The organism is Thermodesulfitimonas autotrophica (assembly GCF_003815015.1).
In the GTDB taxonomy this organism is placed as follows: Bacteria; Bacillota; Desulfotomaculia; order Desulfotomaculales; family Ammonificaceae; genus Thermodesulfitimonas; species Thermodesulfitimonas autotrophica.
The window spans coordinates 48,442-69,751 of record NZ_RKRE01000002.1; the positions used below are offsets into that span (position 1 = coordinate 48,442).

The window sequence follows — 21,310 nt, forward strand, 5'->3', positions numbered from 1 at the left end:
CCCCTTAAGCCCAGAACTGTTTTAAAAACGCTGGAATGCCGGCCGACTCGCGGGGACCCACCAGAACCTCCCATCCCGAGAGCTCCTGGAGCTTGCCGCTCAAAACCGCCACGCCGCCGGGGATGATAACCTTCCGGTGCCCCACCCGGTCGGCAATCCCGCTCTCATTCAGTGCCGCCGCGATCTTCTCCGGAGTAAATTTCCCCGCCGCCCAGGCGGTCAAGACCGAAGTTCCGTCCGTATCGACGGTGAGGATGTATCCTGGCACCCGGGAGGCCTCCACGTCGCCCGCTACGCAGAAATAGGTAAGTGAGAAGTTGGTAGTGACGAAGACGGGAGACTGCGGCGTGACGGCACCGATTTCGTAAATCTTCGGCTCCACCGCGATCGGCTTCTGCGGATCGGTATAGATATTTAGGCGCAGCGTAATAAGCGGTAGGATTTCCGCCGGGTCAACGGTATCAAGCACAATAATCCCCGCGTACTTAGCCAGTGGCACCGCCGCCTCCAAAACCCGCCGGACCGGGTCCGGATCAATAGCAAAGACAATGCTCGGGTAACCAAAAGGCCGGAAGCGTTTGAGGGCCTGCCGCCGGAGCTGCGTCTGGTCGGCAAGAACCTGGTTCACCTCACGGGCGCCCGTATCAAGCACGAGCTCTTTCGCGCCCATGGCCACAACCTTGTTTACTAGGTCGGCCAGGTCTGATAGGTTCTCTCCCCTTACCGCCAAGGGCACACCATGCTGCTTGGCAAGGGCGGCCATTTTCTCGTAGTTCGCCGCCGTGGCCGCATAAACGAGCGGCCGTTGCGCCGCCACCTCACCGAGCGCCGCCGCAACCGCATCGGGGTTCTCGCTGCCCAGGATTATCCCGAGGTTTGTCTTCTCCTTCACGGCCTTTACAGCCGCCGCAAAGGTTGCCGGCTCTCCCGATCTATTTTCGACAAAAACTAAGTCCACGCAGTGCATCTGGCCCACCCGGTCAAAGCAGAGGCGGTTAATCGCTTCCACCCGGGAAGCAAGCTCCTCCGGCGGCAGGTTATCCGCTACCGTGATGGCAATACCCGCAGGGTGCTCGAAGCGCTTGTCGTGCCGGAAAAGCACCGTCTCGTTACCGATCGCAAGTACCCGCTCCCCACTACCAATCTTAACGAGCGCGATCGGTGGCGCGGAAGCCGCGCCCAGAGCCTCCTTCGCCTGCTCGCTCACATGAGGGCATTTCTCCAGCGAGGTTTTGCCCGCCGCAAGCTGCATAGCAAAAGCGAGACAGGTCGGCTGGCCGCACTCCTTGCAGTTGGTTTTAGGCAGAAGCTTGTAAATTTCTAATCCGGTAAGCGCCATATCCCTACCTCTCTTCTTTAATTTTTTCTTTATTAAAAAGAATTCAAAACCCCAAAAATTGCGCCCTACAGCAACGGATCCATCGTCAGCGCCGGGTGCCCCTTTTCTTCAAGGAAGGGGAGAATTTCCTCCGCCGTGACGCCAACCGTTTCGTCGGCAATCTTATCGAGAAAGTCGCGGCCGAGTCCTAATTCTTCCGCCCGTTCCTCCAGCACGTGACGCATCTGCTCTTTAAAGTCCTTCGGCATCCAGACAATGCGTGCCAAGCCCCCATCGGCAATAATAAACTTTTTCGAAGCCAGGTAGGCCTTGCCAATGCCCATGAACCCCGGCGTCTGCACCCCGCCGCCGATCATGCCGGCCAGCGTGGAGAAGGTCATGCCGCAAGGCGTCATCCCCGCGTGCTCCCGGTTGACAATCATGAAGCCGTTGCACTCGGGAAGCATCACGATGATGGCCTCGAAGCAGCCGCAGGAAGTGAGCGGGTACTCCATAATCGTGTAGAAGTTGACCCGCTCGATGGTGCCGCGCGAATTCTGGAAAATAAAATCGTTACAAGACTGCCACTGCCCCTTTACCGGGTCAATTACGTCCTTTTTAGGCACGGGCTGGTTACACCCGTGGGGGTTGATCTCGTAAGACGCCTTGGCGTCGAGCCAGCTTACCGAACCGCAGAGCCCCACCCGCTCCGGCAGGACTACACATACATGCGTGGGCGCAAATGACTGGCAGAGAGTGCAGGAGTAAAAGGTATCGACCGTATCGTCGCTGAGCGCCTTCAACCGCTCGTCCCGGTGGGCGTAAATCCGCCGTGCTTCTTCCCGCATCTCGAGCACCTTGGCCTCATCAGTGTAGATGGTTACCTGCACCCGGTCGAGGATGCTGGCGAACTCCGACTTCATTTTCGCGTAAAGAATATCCCCAAAGTGGCGCAGCCGGAAGCCCTGTTTGAAGGCCGCTTTGGAGATACGGAGCCAGTTAATGTCGCGCTGGCCCATGTGCCAAACACCCTGGGCATAATTAATAAAGTAATGGATCCGCCGTTCCAGTACCGGTTCGAAATCCTCCTGCATCTTCCGGCCGTAAACGTCAACGACAATCCCGAGCGGCAGCCGGCCGCCCTCGGGCACCGTATCCACATCTGGCCCGATAACCTCAATCTTTCCGTCCTCCACTTCTGCCGCATCCCGCATCCGCACCAGCTCGAAGGCCGGTGTTCGCTGGCCACCGAATTCCACGTGCATGTCGCCTTTGCGGACGGATTCACCCTCGAAAGCCGGACCGTAAGCAACAGGAACCGGAACCTTCGTTACAGTGATCTTCAAGCCCCGGACCTCGATCGCCCGGCTAACTATCTTATCGTGCGGCACGTTGGAAACCACGTGCTCGTAAGTGCAAATACCCGTAGGTAATATCTGCGGGATATCGGTATCGGCGATCGTCGGGAAACCGAAGTTGATCGCTCCCGCCGCCTGGGCGTATTTCTCGTCGTCGACGTAACCGAGCGCGATAACGAAAGCGAAGATCCGGTTCTTGTTGTAAAGCAAGACGCGGCGGAAATCGCCGGGCTTCACCCCACCGAAAGACATGGCCGCCCGGGCGGCAAAGCCGAGCGAAAAAACGGTCGCGGTAATATCCTTGCCGAAGGGGACAAGCCGGGTTTCCCAACCAAGCTCCACACCTTCTTCCGCAAGTTGCTCCGCGAAGCTCCGCCCGTCGGTCTCCGCCGACATGAAGACGTAAAGGTTCTTCTCCTGGAGTTCGCGGGCAATTTTTACCGCAATCTCGTTTGTCGGCGCGGCGCCGACGACAGCGGCAAAACCTGGTGCCGTGCCGTCAACGAACTCGATACCCCGTTTCCGAAGGATCACATCGTCCGCCGCCCCCAGCCAGAGGTTGTCGTCCGTGGGTTTGGAAGTCATCGTGTAAGGGGGCGTACCAAGGTACTTGATCGCCTCGATAATCTCATCGGCGAACAGGGTCGCCATGCCCGCATCCAGCGCCGGACCTAAGTAAGGCAACCAGACCTTCTCCGACGGCACGGGCGGGAGAAGCGCTTTAGCCCGCTCGAGAACCGGCACGAGATCACCCACTTTTTCTACCACCATCCCGGTCATCCCGTAGATCACCGGCAGGTAATACCCGGTATTCGGAAAAGCTACCGGCGCATCCGGCCCGTAAGTCTCCAGCGCCTGGCGCAACGACTCCTCAGCCCGGCCAACTATCTTGTGGGCACCTCTAATTGCCGCAGTCGCAATGATCTTAGACAACTTCGAGCTTCCTCCTCATCTCCATATCGTAGAGCACCCGCTCCCTCGCGACGTCGATACCGAGGGCCTTCCGCTTTTCATCTAGAATAGTAATGATCTGCCGCGCCATCGCCATCGGATCGGGTTCGAAAAACCAGGTAGCGCCGACATGCTCTTTGATCCCACCAAAAAGGTAGTCAGAAAACTTTTCGCTCCCCGTCGATGGGAAGGCTACCCCGAAGCCAACCGTCACCCCGCTCGTGACGAAGTACTGGCCGATACAGATCGCCTTTTCGCTCATCCATTCGGGGGCACAACCACAGACCGGAACCTCAGAGAGATCCTCACCTAAACCGCCTTCCTTCACAATCGCCGTGCCCGCCACCAGGAGCCGGCTATTATCAACACACGAACCGCAGTGGAGCACCGGCGGCATCCCCACCGCTTCGCAAACCTCTCGCAAGCCGGAGCCCGCAAGTTCCGCCGCTTCCGGGATCAAGAGCCCCTCCTTCGCGCAGTTGATCGCCGCGCATCCGGTAACCAGAACGAGGACGTTATTGGCGATCAATTCCCGAACAATGGTTGTATGAAGGTCACCAAAACGCACCCGCGGGTTGGAACAGCCAACAACTGCGGCCACACCGCGAATGCGACCGTTAATGATATTGTCGTTAAGTGGCCGGTACGAAGCGCGGAAGCGCCCGCCAAGCATATAATTGATCGTCTCGTGGCTGAAACCGGCGACGAGATCTACCTCTTCGGTAGGAATTTCCACCGCCCGGCGCTTGGGGAAGTTGGCGATAGCCCGCCGGATTATTTCCCGCGCTACTTCAAAGCCGTTTTCGTGGTTAAATTCAAGGTGAATCGCCCCCGGAATCTGTGCCCGGGAAGAGGTGGTAAAGAGCTCCGTATGGTAGCAACGGGCTACCGTACCGAGCCCCTGCATCACACACTGAACGTCGACCACCATCGCGTCAACCGCCCCGGTGGCGATCGCCAGCTCCTGCTGCAGCACGCTCCCGGCCACCGGAACCCCTTTGCGCATCAAAATCTCGTTTGCGGTGCAACAAATGCCCGCGATATTGATGCCGTTGGCACCAACCCCGCGTGCCGCAAGCAACAACTCTTCATCTTTGGCCGCCGCCACCATGAGCTCGGGTAACAGCGGCTCATGACCGTGGACGATAATATTCACCTGGTCGGCTTTCAGCACCCCCAGGTTCACCTTGGCCCGGATCGGCACCGGCGTCCCGAAAAGGATATCCTGCAACTCCGTAGCGATCATGGAACCGCCCCAGCCGTCAGCCAGTGAAGTCCGCATCCCGTGCAGCATCAGGTGCACGTATTCCTGATCCACCCCGACCGAAGTCCGGTGCATCATCTCCACGATTTCGCGGTCGATGCCCCGGGGTACAACACCCAGGCGCTGCCACACCTCCTGACGCTTTGCCGGCGCCCGGCGAATAAAGTGTAGTTCCCCTTCCTGCTGGCCAAACTCTGCCAGCAGCTTCAAACCAACCTCCTCGGCAAGCCGGTTCTTGTTTTTACCTGCCGCCTCAATCCCCAATTCTGCCGCGACGGCCCGTAACTTTTCCTCGTCCCGGATCTCAAAACCAGGCGCCTCCCCACGGGCCGCCGCCAGGAACGTCAGGGCCACCTCCCGCGCGTGGTCGCTGTGCGCGGCCGCCCCTGCAGCGATCATCCGCCCGAAATTCCGCGCCGAAATTGTCTCCGCAGTGGCACCGCAGACGCCGGTAGCCGCACCCGGAGCATTATCACTCACCCGGCAAGGCCCCATATAACAGATGCGGCAGCAGGTGCCGCCAACCCCGTAAGGACACGGCTTTTTCTTAAGCGCGCGGTGAAACGCCGTTTCCACCCCTTCCCGGGTGGTCTTGGCGAGCATTTGCTGGCTGGCAGAGCAATTAGTAAGTGCTTTCTCGTTCACGGCCTTAAGCTTCATGCCTCCTCTTGTGATTTCCGTATCTCGACTTTAACCGGCCCACATGCAACCCCGGGGGCTAGAAGCACATTGGTTTGCGCCGCAAAGGCCGGCATGGTTACCACCCCGGGCATGAGAGCGGCATCAATGCGCACAACACCAGTGGTCGCGCCGTAAACACTTGTAATGTTAACTCTTGTGCCTTCCGCCAGTTGCAACCTCCCGGCATCCGCCGGCGAAAGAGCAATACCGTCGTCGCGGAAAGAAAGATACCGCAGATTAGTATGCGCTACTCTTGAATGGTCGTAAAAGCCGAAGCGGGAAGCAAGAGGCACAAGCCATAACTCTCCTTCCTGCCGTTCTTCCACCGCCACCGTTACCGGCAGGAATTCCGGGCATGGTGTACTGCAAGAATATCCCTTCCAATCATCCGCTCCTGCTGCCGTACCACCGGTTAATTGGACATCAAAATCGTATCCTGAGTCAAGCGCTATTTTCGACGCCAATTCAGCAAAAACCTGCACAGGAAGAGGAATTTTCGCCGGCAATACCTGCTTACCCTGACGCAACTTGCCTTCCACATTCCAAACGGTCCCGCCGGTCTCGATATGTGTAGCCAGAGGCAAAACCACATCCGCCATGCGGGCCGTTTCGGTCAGAAAAAGATCCTGCACGACAAGGAACTCAAGCCGCGCGAGCCTATCCCGCACCATCCCGCACCCGGGAAAAGACGCCACGGGGTCCTCTCCCAAAACGTAAAGCCCGCGGAGGGGTGAACCCGCGGCAAGCATTGCCGCAGTTGTCAGCCCCCGCTCCTCTATCGCGCTATTTTTGGCGGCAAGCGCCCCCATCCGCCAGACACCGTGCGCGTTGAGCAGCGAATGTCCCAAGAAGAGCGCCTTCGCGGTTCTGCCCGTCAGGAGGTTCAGGTTCCAGGCCGCGTATGCCGTATCTTCAGTTACCCCGTCTACGGCCAAAACCACAACACCTTTTTGTCCCGTCTCGGCCCAGATTTCCGCCGCCGTGGCTATTTCTTCGGGGCTTACCCCCGTAGGCCTGCCTTCCGCCGCCGCTAATCCCGCAGTGAATGCGCCGAAGTTTGGCAGGGCCTCGATCTTGCGGCGCTCCTCGCCAAGGCGGGCCAGAACCGCCCCCGCGAGTTGTTGCAGAACCAGGTGCTCAGTTCCGGGAAATGCCCGGAGCCAGACCTTGGCCACCCTGGTTGGCCGTCCTTCATAAAACCCAAGATAGATAATCCTGGCTTTATTGTCGGCCGCCCGCTTAATTTGGCCCCACACTGCCGGAACCCGGCGCCATACATCACCTATCACTAAAATCACTTTGGCGTTTTCGATATCCGCAAGTGAGGCGTAGGCTTCGGGGCTGCCAACCATGCGGCCGAGCTGCTGCAGCACCGCAAGGCCGGTGAACCGCACGCCGCTGTCAACATTCGCGGTACCCAGTCCCTCGCGGAAAAATTTATAAAAGGCAAAAGCGACCTCGTTCGTAACCGTGCCACCCACGATACCGCCGATGGCGTCCGGTCCGTGCTTTTCCCGCAATTCCCGGATGCGCGCCCCAACTAAACCGAGTGCCTCCGCCCAATCCGCTTCCGCCAGTTCACCATTCCTGCGGATAAGAGGCGTAGTAAGCCTTGCCTCACTGGTCAAGTAACCGTAACCAAAGCGCCCGCGCACGCACAGATAATCCGCCGGCGCCTCCGTAGAGACTTTTACGATCTCGTCTCGCTTAAGGTTAAGATAGAGGTGACAGGCGCTGCCGCAATAACCGCAGTAGCTCTCCACCTTGCTGAATTCCCACTCGCGCCCCTTGCCGCGCCGCTGTTTCTCTATCAAAGCCCCCGTGGGACAAACCCCCACGCAGCTGCCGCAGAAGTCGCAGCCCGCCTCCAAGAGCGGTTTCTCGAGGGGGGTGGCCACCTTGGTTTCAATCCCCCGCCGCATGAAGTCGAGAATATCGCTCCCCTGCGTCCGGCACACCCGCACACACCGGCCACAGAGGATACAGAGATTGTAGTTGCGGATGATGAACGGGTTGTCCTCATCCACCGGATACCCCGGATCGCGCACCGGGAAGGAAGGGTGTTCGATGCCGAGTTCGTAAGCGTACTGCTGCAATTTACAGGCGCCGCTTTTCTCGCAGCTCAGGCAAAGCCCGGGGTGGCGGGAAAACAAGAGTTCCAGGACAAACCGACGGGCCTCGCGGATCTGTTCCGTACTGGTCCGGACAACCATCCCCGGACTCACTTTGCGCATACAGGAAACCACAAGCCCCCGGACATTTTCAATCTCAACCACACAGAGGCGACAGGCTCCTGTTCCTTTTAGTCCCGGACAGTAGCAGAGGTGCGGTATCGCAATTCCGGCTGCCGCCGCGGCTTGCAGAATTGTAGTCCCCTCAGGAACCGAAACTTCCCGGCCATCAATAGTTAGGGTTACAGAATCGGCCACTTTTTGCTTCCCCCTCGTCTTCAGGCCACTTCTATCGCCTTTTCTTCGCAAACTGTCAGGCACAAACCACAGCGCGTACACCTATTCCTGATGATCACGTAAGGATGGTTATCCGTCCGGAAGGGGATAAAGGGCTCGCCAACAATCGCTCCTGCGGGGCAAATCTCCCGGCATTTACCGCACCCGGTGCAACGCCCGGGATTAATTGCGTACTGCAGTAACTTCTCACAGGAGCGTTCCGGGCAGCGCTTATCCCGCGCGTGCGTTTCAAAAGTTGTGCGGTAGTCACTAATAACCCGTGAGATTTTCTCTACCGCTTTTTGCCCGTGTTTACAGAGCGCCGTGATAAAAACCTCGGCGCAGATCTTCTCCAGTTGGTCAATATCCGCGGACGTTGCGGTACCCTGCCGCAAGCGCCGAAAAATATCGATAATCAACGGGGCCGCAGTTAGGCAGGGAAGGCAGCGCCCGCACAGCCGCTCCTCGGTAAAGGCCAGGTACTCCTCGTACGCTTGCGTCACCGCACAGGTTGTGCCGGTCATACCGCCTCCTCCTTTACCCCCGGTTCAACGCGGATGCAGCCTGTCGGGCAGACCGCGATACACGTGCCGCACTTTTGACACAGGGTGTTTTCAATGTAAAAGCGGTCCCGCTCCTCCAGTACCGCACCGTAGGGACAGCTCTGCTGGCAGAGGCCGCAGAGAACGCAATCTTCATCGATTACATAGTTACCAAGGCTGGTGCAAGCACCGGCCGGACAGTGCTTCTGGCGGATGTGCGCCTCGTATTCCGCCCGAAAATACTTGATAGTCGAAAGTACCGGATTCGGCGCGCTCTGTCCCAAACCACAGAGTGATGTTTTTTTCACCATCCGCCCGATCGCCTCGAGACGCTCAATATCCCCCTCTTCTCCTTTGCCGGCTACAATCCGGTCGAGTATCTGGAGCATCTCGTAAGTGCCGATCCGGCAGGGCGGGCACTTGCCGCAAGACTCACGCTGGGTAAAAGACAAGAAAAACCGGGCAAAATCAACCATACAGGTTCTGTCGTCAACCACTACCATCCCACCGGAACCCATCATCGACCCGAGCCGCGTGAGCGATTCGAAATCGACCGACGCGTCGATATACGCATCAGGAATACACCCGCCAGACGGGCCGCCGGTCTGAACCGCCTTGAACTTCCCTTCCCCCATAACACCGCCGCCTACTTTAAAAACAACTTCCTTAAGGGTCATCCCCATTGGCACCTCAATCAGCCCGGTGTTACGCGTCTTTCCCGTGATACAAAAGGCCTTCGTCCCCTTGGACCCCTCGGTACCGTACTGCGCGTACCAATCGCCACCGTTCAGAATAATAGCCGGAATGTTGGCGAAGGTCTCTACATTATTGAGACAGGTTGGCATTCCCCATAACCCCTGTTCGACTGACCGGGGCGGGGTTACCCGCGGTGCAGGGCGCTTCCCCTCGATGGAAATCATCAGCGTCGTTGACTCACCGCAGATGAACGCGCCCGCGCCTTTCTTCACGTGCAGGTCGAAGTTGAAGTTAGTGCCGAGGATCCGTTCGCCTAAAAGGCCGCGTTCCTTGGCCTGCTCTATAGCGAGCTCAAGGCGCTTAACCGCCAAGGGGTACTCAGCGCGAACATAGATATAGCCTTCATCGGAACCAATGGCATAAGCGCAGATTAACATTCCTTCTAGGACGGAGTGCGGGTTTCCCTCCATAATCGAGCGGTCCATAAAGGCCCCCGGGTCGCCCTCGTCGCCGTTACAGATGACGTATTTCTTCTCCCCCGGTGCCCGGCGCGCCCCTTCCCACTTCCTCCCCGTAGGAAAACCTGCACCGCCGCGTCCCCTCAGTCCCGACTTCTTGACCTCTTCTATCACTTCTTCCGGATGCATTTCGGTAAGCGCCTTAGCCAGAGCGAGATAACCCCCAACGGCAATGTAGTCCTCAATGTCCATCGGGTTAATTTCGCCAAGATCCTTCATGGCGATCCGCGTCTGGTAACGGTAAAAGGGCATATCCTTTTTCCGGCGGCAGACCATTCCCGTCTCCGGATCACGGTAAAAATGTTGCGGGAGCTCACCACCACGACGAAGGGCAATATCGACTATTTTGGGAACGTCAAAAACTGAAACCTTGTTCAAGAAGAACTGGTAAGGCTCTACAGATACAATTGGCCCGCCCTGGCAGAAGCCCTGGCACCCTACCGGGACCACCTTTGCCTCCAATCCCTGGCGTTCTACCTCCTCTTGAAAAGCCCGGAAAATCTCCTCCGCCCCGCCGCCCATACAGCCGGTGCCCATGCAGACTTTGACTTTTTTTTGAACCTGTGCCCGCTCAGCCGCCAATTTCTTTGCCAAGGCCTCAAGCGCCATCCGGCTTTCAATCCTGGCCAACAGCCTCACTCCTTTTTCAGAACCGACAGAACCTTACCAGGGTCGAGCACCTGTTGCGTCCGCTCATTCACAACTACCACGGGAGCCAAAGCGCAGCATCCTACACAACTAACTGTCTCGAGTGTGTATTTCAAATCTGGTGACGTCTCACCGCACTTAAGGCCCAATCCTTCTTCGAGCTTCGCCAGCACACGGGATGCACCCCGGACGTGACAAGCCGTGCCCGTGCAGACCCGGATGATATTCTTGCCCCGCGGTGTAAAGTAGAAACGCGCGTAAAATGAGGCCACCCCGTAAATTTCCGCCAGGGAGAGACCGCGCTCTGCAGCCACCACAGCCAGAGCCTCTTCCGGCAGATAGCCAAACTCCTCCTGCAGGTCCTCTAAGATGTGAACCAAAACGCCCTCTTTTCCTCTGTACCGCGCCGTAATTTCCCGGGCACGCGCCTCAATGCTGGTCATCGTCTTTTCGCTCTCCTTCAAGCACGTCTTTCAGCTTTGCCACTGCCGTCAAAAATTCACCCCCAGGCTCCCCGCCCTGGTAGGTCATTTCATCGAATGGAAGTACCCCCTTTACCTTTCCGGGGAAAGCAGCCGCAACCTTGGCCGCTTCGTCCGGTGACCGCACCTTATTGCCAACCACGATGATCCATGGCACACCAATCTCCGCGGCCAGCTTTTCCACCAGCCTAGCGGTATGGATGCTTCGCTCGTTGGGCTCAGTAACAATCACCATCACGTCCACGCCGCGCGCCGTTCCACGGGAAAGATGCTCAATCCCTGCCGGCATATCCATCACCACTACCTCGTCCCGTTCGAGAAGCAGCGCGCTAACCAGCGCGTTCAGGAAGGCATTCTCCCGGCAATAACAGCTCGTCCCCGCCTTCTTTAGCTCTCCCATGCGAATAAAGAGAATGTTGTCCAGTCGGTAACAGAAATCGTCGAGCACCTTGCCCAACTCCGGGTTCAGCCGGAAAAACTCCCCTTCGCCGCCCATTACCTCCCGGATCCGGTCTTTAAGCGCAATAACCGGCCGGATTTCCGCCGCCTCTTCCGGCGAAAGCCCAAGGGCCAGCGCCAGTGAGGCATCAGGGTCGGCATCTACGGCGTAGACCCGCCGGTGGGTAGCCGCGTACGCCCGGATTAAAGCCGCCGCCAGGGTCGTCTTGCCCGCCCCGCCTTTACCGGAAACCGCAATCTTTATTCCCCGCACAGCGCCAGGTCCTGCCTCGCCGTTAATTTTGATGCTTAATATAAAATTTCCGCCTCCGGCCTGTAAATACTCGTTAACCTAACGGGCAAAATTAGTCTTTCAAGCGCGCAAAAAGCGAATTTACTGGTCACAAAAACCGCTTGGGAACGGAAGGGCGCGGAAAATTTAAGGGAGCGCAATGCGCCCCCTTCTGCCGGCCCGCGTTTTACTTCGGTGGCGGTGAATCCTGGTTACTTAAACAGCAAAAAACGGCGTCTTAAGACGCGGTACTCGTAAAGGTAACCGAGGCCACTCAACCCTAAAATCAACACCATCGCCGCTTTGAGCCACATTATCGTTCGCGTCAGGCGCAGGATATGCTCTTCCCGGGAACTTACCAGTTGCCCCATATCGCGCTGCAGCCGCGCCATTTTCTCCTTTTCCCGCTGCACCGCCGCCCGTTCCCTCAAGAAACGTAAGTTTTCCTCCCGCGCGGCAAAAAGGGCCTGGCTCAAATCCCTAACCCTTAGCTCCAGCAGGTAGGCTTCGCTCTGGTCCGTGGTCTGCGCCAGAGCATTCCAGAGCACCAGCCCCTCCGCCTCCGGCAAGTTCACCCCCATGAAATAGGCAAGCGTAGGCGCTACGTCGGTAAGCGCTGCGGGAGGGAGAATTACGCCTGCTTTGAGCTCCGGTGCTTTCAGGATCAGAGGTGGGTCACGTGTGGTTCCGGTGACGCACAAAAAGCTGGTTTCAAACGTTCGGCTGCCGTAAAGATAGCTCAACAGGCGTCCGATCTGGGCATCCGCTGCCGTAACCGCTTCCCGATACTCCTGCCCGCTACCCCCCTTTGCCAAAACCGCACCCGGTCCCCGCAAAACCAGCGTCACAAAGTAGGGGTTAACCTCTCGCAGGTAGTCGATAGCCCGGTCTACCAGGCCGGCATCGTCCGGCGCCGTTACCAATTTCCCCGCCCGGCCAGCCGCGCTGCAGTCCTTTTCTCTGCCAGTCACGAAGAGCGCAGTCGCCGTTTCACGCCGCGCCAACAGAGAGGCGAGCGTGACTACACGGGGCTTATCGCCCGGACCGCGGACACCGTGGCGCGCCGGCCCAACGCCCGTAACAATCGAAGCCAGCGCCGCCTCCGAGGTTTGCGGCATCACCCCCGAAACCCGTTCTACACGGACACCGGCAGCGCCGATACCGCTGATGTTCGGTGTAGTCGTCGCCCCAACACACTCGTTCGTCAGGCCGTCCACCACAATCAGGATGAAGCGCTCCGTCCGGGGCGGGGGTTTGGCCTCCTCAACCTGCGTTTCCGTAGCCCCGGCGGGGCAAGGTAACAGCCAGAAAAAAAGAGGAAGAATGATAAGCGCCAGGCTTACCCGCATCTCTCTCCCCCCGGACAAAATGATGACCTTTACCATAATTACGGAAAGCCGGCGCCGCTTATGCCTACCGTGTCTGGTACCCTGTGCCCCATTCCCGCCGAAAAAAATTATTCCGTTACGCATAAAGCCTGTAACTCCCGGAAATAATGTAAACAGCTCCGCTAAAAACTCTATCTCTCCCCATCCAGCGGCTTCACCGCTGGACTTTTTTTTCTCAGCCACGTCTCGCAAGGCCCGCTGATTATTTTACTTGACGCGATGGATCGCTTTCGCTATAATAAATTCTGCGCGGCCATCCCGGGATGTAGCGCAGCTTGGTCAGCGCGCGTGCCTTGGGAGCACGAGGCCGGGGGTTCAAGTCCCCCCATCCCGACCAGCTTGGAGGTTGGAGGTTAGAGGTTAGAGGTTTGAAGACAGAGGAAGGGAATTCGCGCCGCGAATTCCTCCAAAAAATCCGACTTCTAACCTCTGGCGTCCAACATCTAAAACGGAGGGGTACCCGAGTGGCCAAAGGGGGCAGACTGTAAATCTGCTGGCTGACGCCTTCGCTGGTTCGAATCCAGCCCCCTCCACCATACGGGCCACTAGCTCAACTGGTAGAGCAGGCGACTCTTAATCGTCTGGTTGGGGGTTCGAGTCCCTCGTGGCCCACCAGGAAAACAAGCAGCGGCAAGGGTTTCGGGACTGGAAATCCTTGCCGCTTAGCTTTGAAGCACCTTTTAAAGAAAATTCTAAAGAAAAATTTTCTGAATAGGGATCAGCGGTAAAATCAGCGTGAAAACACTCCCCCGGCCGGGTTCGCTACTCACTTCCACCCGGCCGCCGTGCGCCTCGACAATACTCTTGACCAGGCACAGACCAAGCCCAAAACCTTTCCCCTGTTCCCGCGCGGAGTCGGCGCGGTAGAAACAGTCAAAGATTCGCGACAGATCGGCCGCCGCGATGCCGACGCCCGTATCCGCCACATTGAGCCGGGCCTCGTTACCAACCGCCGTGAGGGAAATGGTTACGCTCCCGCCGGAACGATTATATTTAATGGCGTTATCTACCAGGGCCCATACCGCCCGGCGCAGGTAGTCCCGGTCGCCTTTAATCATTATCCGCGGCAGGTCACCCGTTATGATGGTGACCCCTTCGGCCACCGCCCTGGCATCAGCCACCACCTCGGCTACCACCTCGTCCAACGCTACCTCTTCCGGCCGTAATCCCGCTGGCGATTGTACCCGCATCAGCAGCAGGAGGTCGTTCACCAACCGTTCCATCAGCCCCACCGCCCGGCTGATCGCTTCCTCGGCCTCGGCCGCCACCTGCGGGTCGTCTTTACCCCAGCGGCAGAGAAGCCCCGCGTAGCTCTTAACCACCGTCAGCGGCGTCCGGAGGTCGTGGGAAACGGCCGCCAAAAACTCCCTTTGCTTCTGAAAGCCTTCTTCGAGGCGGTCCAACATCCTATTGAAGGCCTGCGTCAGCGCGTAAAGCTCGTCCTGCGGTCCCTTTGGCTCCACGCGCCGCGTCAGGTCGTTAAGGCCTATCGCCAGCATCGTCCGCGTCAGCGTTTTAACCGGTCGCAAAGCCAGGCGGGTAAGTATCCATCCCCCAGCGGCAGCCAGCCCTATACCAATCAGTCCCGATAAAAGGGAAAGATGCAGTAGAGTAAAGAGAAAGCGGTATTCCCGCGTTAACGGCCGGGCTATCTGGACCGACGCCCGCGGCAGCCTCTTACCGAAGAGGATCACGCGTTCACCGAAAAGCCGCCGTTCCACCGGCGGCCCCACATAAGCGGGCAACGCCGCCAGGCCCAGGGACCGCGAGCGCTGCGTTATACCCCCGGGTCCCGTGATCTGCACCCACAACAGGGGGCTGCCGGCCGTCTGGGTCAGTTCCGGGTCGTCCAGGTCCACGTGCTCGTGATTTCCGCTGCCTTCCTCAGGCGCGGCAACCAACGTTTCAACTCTTGCCGCCGCATCCCGCACCTCCCGCGCGGCTTCGGTCACTAACAGGTGCCTCATCCCGAAAAACACCGCTATCAGAACCGCTGCCAGGATCAGCGCCAGCGCCACCGTGTACCAGAGTGTCAACCGCCAGGTAATACCCAATTTATCATTCCTCCCGCAGCACATAGCCCACCCCGCGCACCGTATGGATCAGCTTCCGCGGGAAGGGATCGTCCACTTTGGCCCGCAGGTAGCGGATGTAAACATCAACCACGTTGGTGTTCCCGAAGTAATCGAAGCCCCAAACGCGGTTCAGAATCGTTTCCCGGGACAAAACTACGCCCGCATTTGCCGCCAAGTAATGCAAAAGGTCAAATTCCCGTTTCGTTAAAGCGATCTGCTGTCCGCCCCGGGTGGCGGTCCGCGTTTTTAGGCAAATTACGAGATCGCCAACCGTCACCTTCTCGTTCTCCCGTTCCCCATCTTTCTGCCGGCGCAGCCGCGCCCGCACCCGGGCCAGGAGTTCTTCGGTGGCGAAGGGCTTACAGAGGTAGTCGTCCGCCCCGGCATCCAGTCCCTGGACCCGGTCGGCAACCGCGTCACGAGCAGTCAACATGATCACCGGCACCGTTGACTTCTCCCTTATCCGCCGGCATACCGTGAAGCCATCAATACCGGGGAGCATTACGTCCAGAATAATGAGGTCCCACTCTTCTTCCGCCGCCCGGACCACCGCCGCGTAGCCATTGCCCACCGCCTCTACCGCGTACCCTTCGTGCCCCAGTTCCAGTTCGAGAAAACGCGCCAGACTCCGGTCGTCCTCGACGACCAAGATCCGCGCCTTTTTCGCCTCCTTTTCCACCGCGCTCCCTCCCCGTCACCTCGATTATACTCCACGGAGATTAAAATTCCGTTAAAATCATCCCCCACCACTGCCTCTTCACGCATTTCGCCGCATTGCCAGTTTTCTAACCCAATTTTAATCCACCTCTAACCGTCCTCTAATGAAGCAGCGATAAACTAACAACAACTCCTGAAGAAAAACACAATTGCAAAGGGGGTGGTAAAGGCCCAACAGACAGTGAGGGAACAGGTAAGCACAAGTGCGGCGGAATCCAAAATTTTTTAAGAACAAAAACTCTCAGGAGGTACAAATGATGAAAGCACCCAACAAAAAGTGGGTCGGTTACCTAACCGCCGGCCTTCTATCCGTAACCGCCATCACCGGTATCGGAACCGGACTCGCAAAAGCGAAGGCGAACGCGGCGCCAGCTGTGCCAGCAGTCACCCAAACAGCCACTACCGGTAACCAGACCGGCCGGGAAGATGACCAGCAACCCCTCTACACCGCCAGTATCCGGGTAACAGAACCGCAAAACAATGAGCAAGATGAAGCCAACCAAGCAGCTGAAGCCCGGCAAGAAAAAAATGAGCAAAACGAAGCGGCTTCCCTCAAACAACTGGCCAAAATCACTCCGGACGCGGCTAAAGCAGCCGCGCTCAAAGCCGTCCCCGGCCAGGTTACCAATGTTGCGCTGGATAACGAGAACGGCAACCTTGTTTACAGCGTTAACGTAAAAACCGCTACGGGAACGGTGGACGTGAAGGTGGATGCCGGTTCTGGCCGGGTTCTCGCTCAGGACAGCGGCCAGGATGAGGAAAAGGGCGGCGCGGATACAGAGCAAGAAACTGGAAGCAACGGCAATCTCGACCAGCAGGAGGTAGAACGGTAAGCAAACTCAACCGCGCCGCTCTTCAAGGCCCCCGGATGGTCCGGGGGCCTTGTCTTTTTACCCCTTGAGCTCTTCTGCCACACGAGAAGACACTAGGCCTCTGGTCGCCAGCCGCGCGGCCTATACTCTCACCGCAACGCAGTTGGCCACCGCTCAGCAGAACTTAGGTACGGCGCTCACCAGCAGCGGTGCTACAGCGGTGACGCCGGAAACCAACACCTTTACCCTTACGGTGGGGGGAACCACCTACAACCTTTCGGTGAGCATCTTGTCCACGGACACTAACCAGACCGCCCTGGAGAAAATCGCCAAGGCGATCAACGCGGCGGGTGCCGGGGTCACCGCCACGGTAATAACCGATACGACAGCGGGCACCTCCCGCATCCAGATCACCGCCAACCGGACCGGTACCAACAGCGCCTTCAGCCTCGCCGACGTCACCGGTAATGCGGTCACCGCCACGGGCGCCAACACGGTTAACGTCGCTGCCGCCAACGCCCAGTACACCGTAAACGGGGTAAGCTACACTTCCCAGTCGAACACCGTCCTGCTGGACCGGGGGCACCTCACGGTAAACTTCCTCAAGACAAGTACCGCTACGGTTACCCTGACCGTGACCCCAAACACCCAGGCCATCACTGGCGCGGTCAACAACCTGGTGAACGCCTGCAATACCTTAGCTATCCTTATTGCGCAAAACGCAACCCTTATCAGCCCGCGGCTTAGCCAGGCGTTTAACCAGGCTTACACCGTTAAAGAGCAGGAACTGGCCGCGCTCGGCATCACCGCCGGACCTAACGGCACCCTGACGGTAGACCAGACCAAGCTGACCACCGCCGTTCAAAACAACCTGGGTCTGGTCCAGTCCACCTTCGGCGGCGCCAACGGCTTCGCCGTCAACCTCGGCCTCCTGGGCCAGGAGATCACCACCAGTCCGCTGTGGGGTTTCGCGGCGCCTGGAGCTTACCAGGCGAGTTTCTTCCCCAATACCTACTCCTATCTGTTGACTCTTAACCAGAGCCAGCTCGCCGCAGCGCTCTTTCCGAGCGGGACGATAGTAAACTACCTCGTATAGCGCCGAATCCCCGCTTACTAGCCCCGCCTCTGCGCGGGGCCGGTTTATTTCCCCGAGACCGAGACATGCTTCCGGCGGTCAAACCCCACCAAAACCTCTTTTCCCTCCGTCAAGCCTGTCGCCACACCGGGAAACAGGTACTCAAGCCAAGTTTCGTTCAAAGCCCCCATCGTGGCAGCAGTAGCGTTACCGGTTATTCCGGTTGAAATGCCGCACCAGGGGAAAATTTAACCTGTTCTTAACTTTCGGTTAACGGCCTTTTAAAAAACCGGCGCTACAGTCTTTTAAGGGGGGAGAAATTTACTGTAAGAAAGGGGGGGCAGAGCGAAAAAAGCCATAACCTTTGTCTTCGCAAACATTTTCTAATTCCGCGTAGAGGAACGAAGCACCAATTTTGTTAAGGAGGAGGGACCAATAGTGAGGAAAAGATTTCGGGCGGTCTTGATTACCGTGCTGCTGGCAATTGCCTTAACCGCCGCTGCCGGATGCGGCAAAAAAGAAGCCCAGCCGGGAAGCGAAACACACCCTGCTAAAGAAGCGGCGAAACTAGCGGGAAACATTATCGCAGTTGGCTCCACGGCAATGCAACCGTTTATGGAGGAAGCGGCGAAGCGATTCATGGAGCAATACCCCGGCGTCCAGATTAGTGTTCAGGGTGGCGGCAGCGGCACCGGGCTCAGCCAAGTAAGCCAGGGCGCCTGCGATATCGGGATGTCGGACATCTTCGCCGAGGAGAAGGAAGGCATTGACGCAACAAAGCTTAAAGATCACCCCGTCATCGTCCAGGCCTTTGCTGTAGTAACCCACCCGGACGTCGGTGTGGAGAGTCTCACAAAAAAGCAGCTCCAGGATATTTTTACCAGAAAAATCACCAACTGGAAAGAAGTTGGCGGCAAAAACCAGAAAATATTCCTGGTTAACCGGGCAAAAGGATCGGGGACCCGGGCGACATTTAAAAAATACGTCCTGGAAGGGATCGAGGAAGCCAAGGGGGATGTCGAGCAAGATTCTTCTGGCGCGGTCCACAAAATTGTCAGCGAGACACCCGGAGCCATTAGCTACTTAGGTATCGCCTACCTTGACGACAAGGTGAAGCCCGTCAAGATTGGTGGCGCAGCGCCGACGGAGGAGGACATTAGCACGGGCAAGTATCCTTTTTGGGCGTTTGGCCACCTGTACACCAAAGGCGAGCCGTCAAAAGTGGTTAAAGCCTTTATCGATTTCGTCCTGAGTAACGAGGTGCAGAACGGGTTAGTCAGGGAGATGCATTACTTCCCGGTTAAAGGGATGAAGGTCGAGCGCCGGCCTTAATCCTTAATAACCGAAGCGACCCTTTCAAAAACACGGAGCTAAAGGGGGAGTGACGGCTATCCCGACTCTCCCCCTTCAACTTCCGTCGCGGCCGGGATCCTCGCCCAATTCGGGAGGACAGACCGGTACTACCGGCAAATAAAAGAAGAAACGGCTTCCTTTGTCTAGTTCGCTTGTCACGCTTACTCTCCCGCCGTGAGCCTCCACGATGCGTTTAACGATTGCTAACCCCAGTCCCGCTCCGCCCAAAGCCCGGGAGCGAGCTTTATCCACCCGGTAAAAAGGTTCCCAAATACGCGGCAAACTTTCTTCGGGGATACCAATACCGGTATCCGCAACCTCCACCCTCACCCAACCTGGAAAAGCGACCGCGCTAACGCGAATTTCACCCTGGGGCATAAACTTCAGGGCGTTATCGACCAGATTCAGGAGAACTTGACCAATTAGCTCCGGGTCACCCAATACTGGCGGCAAATCTGACGGAAAATGCACCGTAAATTTTAATCCCTGCTCCCGCGCTCGTGCCGCAAAAACTGGCAGGAGGCGGAAGGTCACCTCGTCAAGCCTTATCTCCCGCCGGGTAAGTGCACTCCGGGGGTTTTCTAGGCGCGACAAGTCCAGAAGACTCTCAATTAACCGCTGGAGGCGCGCGCTTTCCGAAGCGATGATTTCGAGAAATTCAAACGCCGTATCCGGTTCCCTAAGTGCGCCGTTACGAAGCGTCTCCACGAAGCCCCGAATCGCAGTTAGCGGCGTCCTCAACTCGTGCGAAACATTGGCCACGAATTCGCTTCGCAATTGTTCCAGGCGCCTTTGTTCGGTTACTTCCTGCAAAACCACTATTGCCCCAGAACTTACAGGGGTGGTAACCGGAATAACGGTGACAACAAAAATCCGGGATGGATGCGTTGGAAACCTCAGTTCCCGCTTCGCCGGGATACCGGTAGCCAAAACCTGGTGGACAAGCCTTTCGAGCTCATGATACCGGATCACCTCTAAGATATTCTTCCCCTGGGCTTCTCCTGGTTTAACACCGAAAAGATTTTCCAGCGACGCACTGGCAAAGAGAATACTACCGATAGCATCCACTGCAAGCACTACGTCGTTGAGGGAGGCAAGAATACCCTCTAACCATAACTTCTGAGAATGGAGGGTGACAGACACCTCTTGAAGGTGCGCGGCGAGAGAATGCACGCTGGCGCTTAGCAACCCAACCTCGTCTAAAGGCTGTGCTTTTTCTTTTTCGTTAAGTTGAGCTAACGCGGAGGCTGCAATTACTAACTTGCTCAGGGGCCACACCAGCCACCGGTTGATTACCCACAACACCACGCTGGTTACTACCAAACCACTCGCCAGAGCCACCGCCGGATACATGGACCCGCGGTAAACAAGGAGACAAAAAAGCCCCCAGGACAAAACGACGAAAGCGAAACAGGCCCAGATTTGCCCCCGAATAGTCTTTTTCATCCTACATCATCCCGGAAGCGGTATCCCGCACCCCGCACCGTTTCGATAAGCGGCGGCGCACCCAGTTCCTCTAATTTCCGCCGGATGTACCGGATATGGACGTCCACAGTCCGCGAGTCACCGGCAAAGTTAAAACCCCATATTCGATCCAGAAGATATTCGCGGGAAAAAACACGCCCCGGATGAGTAGCGAGAAAATAAAGCAACGCAAATTCTTTTGGCGTAAGGTATTGCGTTGCTCTGCCCTAGGAAACCGTCAGCCGCTCTCCGTCGATCACCAGCTGGCCCCGCACAACCTTATCCCTTTTCTTCTCCGGAGCCCTCCGGCGGAGTTGAGCCCGAACCCGAGCAATCAGTTCGCGAACCCCGAAAGGCTTGGGTATGTAATCATCAGCCCCTGTCTCTAAGCCCAGAACCCTATCCTTTTCCTCCCCCCGACAACTCAAGATAATAACTGGTGTCTCCCGGAGCTTTTCGTCCGCGCGGAGAAATTTCAGGAAATCGAGACCACTCATCCCGGGAAGCATCAGGTCCAAAACGATGAGATCCGGACGTCGAGCATAAGCAACTTTCAGCGCCTCCACGCCATTCCCGGCGGTTAAGACCTCAAAGCCCTCGCGCTCCAGGGAGAAGCGGAGCAAACGCTGGATACTTTCCTCATCGTCAACTACCAAAACCAGCGCCATTACTCTGTGCCTCCGTAAACCGCGCAAGCGCCACCATTACCGCCCTTTAAGTTTATGGCCGCTACCTCACTATCAAAAATAACGGAGAATCTTCCACTCGTAGTTTGGTAGTCATCTCATCAT

At 57.5% G+C, this 21,310-nt stretch carries 16 protein-coding genes, 3 tRNA genes and 1 pseudogene; 6 read left to right on the top strand and 14 right to left on the bottom strand.

The genetic code is table 11. The features are described 5' to 3' along the window. Positions 1–4 precede the first annotated feature (4 nt). The 9 genes from acsC to EDD75_RS04100 all read right to left on the bottom strand — a co-directional run bounded on the left by acsC (position 5) and on the right by EDD75_RS04100 (position 12,984). A complete protein-coding gene (acsC, locus tag EDD75_RS04060; RefSeq protein WP_123928501.1) occupies positions 5–1,339 on the bottom strand; it encodes an acetyl-CoA decarbonylase/synthase complex subunit gamma in 1,335 nt (444 codons plus the stop codon). A 65-nt stretch (positions 1,340–1,404) separates the two neighbouring features. Next, the gene (acsB, locus tag EDD75_RS04065; RefSeq protein ID WP_123928504.1) at positions 1,405–3,609 is read right to left on the bottom strand and encodes an acetyl-CoA decarbonylase/synthase complex subunit alpha/beta; all 2,205 of its coding nucleotides are present in this window, start codon (positions 3,607–3,609) and stop codon (positions 1,405–1,407) included. After that, positions 3,602–5,551 (bottom strand): anaerobic carbon-monoxide dehydrogenase catalytic subunit, encoded by a 1,950-nt coding sequence (cooS, locus tag EDD75_RS04070; protein ID WP_170157701.1) that lies wholly within the window; start codon positions 5,549–5,551, stop codon positions 3,602–3,604. The genes acsB and cooS overlap by 8 nt, the downstream gene beginning before the upstream one ends. Next, positions 5,548–8,001, bottom strand: a complete 2,454-nt coding sequence (locus EDD75_RS04075) for a molybdopterin-dependent oxidoreductase (protein ID WP_170157702.1) — start codon at positions 7,999–8,001, stop codon at positions 5,548–5,550. Before EDD75_RS04075 ends, cooS begins: the two co-directional genes overlap by 4 nt. Positions 8,002–8,021: 20 nt before the next feature. After that, the gene (locus EDD75_RS04080) at positions 8,022–8,543 is read right to left on the bottom strand and encodes an NADH-ubiquinone oxidoreductase-F iron-sulfur binding region domain-containing protein (RefSeq protein WP_123928509.1); all 522 of its coding nucleotides are present in this window, start codon (positions 8,541–8,543) and stop codon (positions 8,022–8,024) included. Further along, entirely contained in the window at positions 8,540–10,384 is a 1,845-nt protein-coding gene (locus tag EDD75_RS04085) for an NADH-quinone oxidoreductase subunit NuoF (RefSeq protein ID WP_123930288.1), read from the bottom strand. Before EDD75_RS04085 ends, EDD75_RS04080 begins: the two co-directional genes overlap by 4 nt. Before the next feature lie 26 nt (positions 10,385–10,410). After that, entirely contained in the window at positions 10,411–10,866 is a 456-nt protein-coding gene (gene nuoE, locus EDD75_RS04090; RefSeq protein WP_123928512.1) for an NADH-quinone oxidoreductase subunit NuoE, read from the bottom strand. Further along, on the bottom strand, positions 10,853–11,617 hold the full coding sequence (locus EDD75_RS04095; RefSeq protein ID WP_211328090.1) for an ATP-binding protein: 765 nt from the start codon (positions 11,615–11,617) through the stop codon (positions 10,853–10,855). Before EDD75_RS04095 ends, nuoE begins: the two co-directional genes overlap by 14 nt. A gap of 230 nt (positions 11,618–11,847) precedes the next feature. Further along, positions 11,848–12,984 (bottom strand): alkaline phosphatase family protein, encoded by a 1,137-nt coding sequence (locus EDD75_RS04100; RefSeq protein ID WP_170157703.1) that lies wholly within the window; start codon positions 12,982–12,984, stop codon positions 11,848–11,850. A 298-nt stretch (positions 12,985–13,282) separates the two neighbouring features. On the opposite strand from EDD75_RS04100, the gene EDD75_RS04105 reads away from it, so the two are divergent. From EDD75_RS04105 to EDD75_RS04110, 3 genes are all read left to right on the top strand, one after another. After that, positions 13,283–13,360, top strand: a tRNA-Pro gene (locus EDD75_RS04105). A gap of 113 nt (positions 13,361–13,473) precedes the next feature. Then, positions 13,474–13,559 (top strand) — tRNA-Tyr (locus tag EDD75_RS11275). A gap of 3 nt (positions 13,560–13,562) precedes the next feature. After that, positions 13,563–13,638 (top strand) — tRNA-Lys (locus tag EDD75_RS04110). Between the two features lie 77 nt (positions 13,639–13,715). Here EDD75_RS04110 and EDD75_RS04115 read toward each other — a convergent pair. Both EDD75_RS04115 and EDD75_RS04120 read right to left on the bottom strand, forming a co-directional pair. Beyond that, entirely contained in the window at positions 13,716–15,077 is a 1,362-nt protein-coding gene (locus EDD75_RS04115) for a sensor histidine kinase (protein WP_170157704.1), read from the bottom strand. A gap of 4 nt (positions 15,078–15,081) precedes the next feature. Continuing rightward, positions 15,082–15,777, bottom strand: a complete 696-nt coding sequence (locus EDD75_RS04120; protein WP_123928520.1) for a response regulator transcription factor — start codon at positions 15,775–15,777, stop codon at positions 15,082–15,084. A 295-nt stretch (positions 15,778–16,072) separates the two neighbouring features. Here EDD75_RS04120 and EDD75_RS04125 point away from each other — a divergent pair, with 295 nt between their 5' ends. The 3 genes from EDD75_RS04125 (at position 16,073) to EDD75_RS04135 (ending at position 19,034) form a co-directional block, all read left to right on the top strand. Beyond that, a complete protein-coding gene (locus tag EDD75_RS04125; protein WP_123930294.1) occupies positions 16,073–16,648 on the top strand; it encodes a PepSY domain-containing protein in 576 nt (191 codons plus the stop codon). 49 nt (positions 16,649–16,697) lie between these two features. Continuing rightward, positions 16,698–17,723, top strand: a complete 1,026-nt coding sequence (fliD, locus tag EDD75_RS04130; protein ID WP_123928522.1) for a flagellar filament capping protein FliD — start codon at positions 16,698–16,700, stop codon at positions 17,721–17,723. Between the two features lie 414 nt (positions 17,724–18,137). Beyond that, positions 18,138–19,034: a phosphate ABC transporter substrate-binding protein gene (locus EDD75_RS04135; RefSeq protein WP_211328129.1), complete on the top strand. Its 897-nt coding sequence runs from the start codon at positions 18,138–18,140 to the stop codon at positions 19,032–19,034. 75 nt (positions 19,035–19,109) lie between these two features. Here EDD75_RS04135 and EDD75_RS04140 read toward each other — a convergent pair whose 3' ends face one another. The 3 genes and pseudogenes from EDD75_RS04140 to EDD75_RS11555 form a co-directional block, all read right to left on the bottom strand. Continuing rightward, positions 19,110–20,501 carry a sensor histidine kinase gene (locus tag EDD75_RS04140; RefSeq protein WP_123928526.1) on the bottom strand — a complete coding sequence of 464 codons (1,392 nt, stop codon included), beginning with the start codon at positions 20,499–20,501 and terminating at the stop codon, positions 19,110–19,112. Further along, positions 20,498–20,716, bottom strand: a pseudogene (locus EDD75_RS11550) (winged helix-turn-helix domain-containing protein); the annotation flags it as partial. The gene EDD75_RS04140 and the pseudogene EDD75_RS11550, both read right to left, overlap by 4 nt. A 30-nt stretch (positions 20,717–20,746) precedes the next feature. Further along, positions 20,747–21,187 carry a response regulator gene (locus EDD75_RS11555; RefSeq protein WP_425451643.1) on the bottom strand — a complete coding sequence of 147 codons (441 nt, stop codon included), beginning with the start codon at positions 21,185–21,187 and terminating at the stop codon, positions 20,747–20,749. Positions 21,188–21,310: the final 123 nt, after the last annotated feature.

Coding starts and splice junctions, on each gene's coding strand:
- acsC (WP_123928501.1), bottom strand. CDS start 1,339: ATGGCGCTTACCGGATTAGAAATTTACAAGCTTCTGCCTAAAACCAAC.
- cooS (WP_170157701.1), bottom strand. CDS start 5,551: ATGAAGCTTAAGGCCGTGAACGAGAAAGCACTTACTAATTGCTCTGCC.
- EDD75_RS04080 (WP_123928509.1), bottom strand. CDS start 8,543: ATGACCGGCACAACCTGTGCGGTGACGCAAGCGTACGAGGAGTACCTG.
- EDD75_RS04085 (WP_123930288.1), bottom strand. CDS start 10,384: ATGGCGCTTGAGGCCTTGGCAAAGAAATTGGCGGCTGAGCGGGCACAG.
- nuoE (WP_123928512.1), bottom strand. CDS start 10,866: ATGACCAGCATTGAGGCGCGTGCCCGGGAAATTACGGCGCGGTACAGA.
- EDD75_RS04100 (WP_170157703.1), bottom strand. CDS start 12,984: ATGCGGGTAAGCCTGGCGCTTATCATTCTTCCTCTTTTTTTCTGGCTG.
- EDD75_RS04125 (WP_123930294.1), top strand. CDS start 16,073: ATGAAAGCACCCAACAAAAAGTGGGTCGGTTACCTAACCGCCGGCCTT.
- EDD75_RS04140 (WP_123928526.1), bottom strand. CDS start 20,501: ATGAAAAAGACTATTCGGGGGCAAATCTGGGCCTGTTTCGCTTTCGTC.
- EDD75_RS11555 (WP_425451643.1), bottom strand. CDS start 21,187: ATGGCGCTGGTTTTGGTAGTTGACGATGAGGAAAGTATCCAGCGTTTG.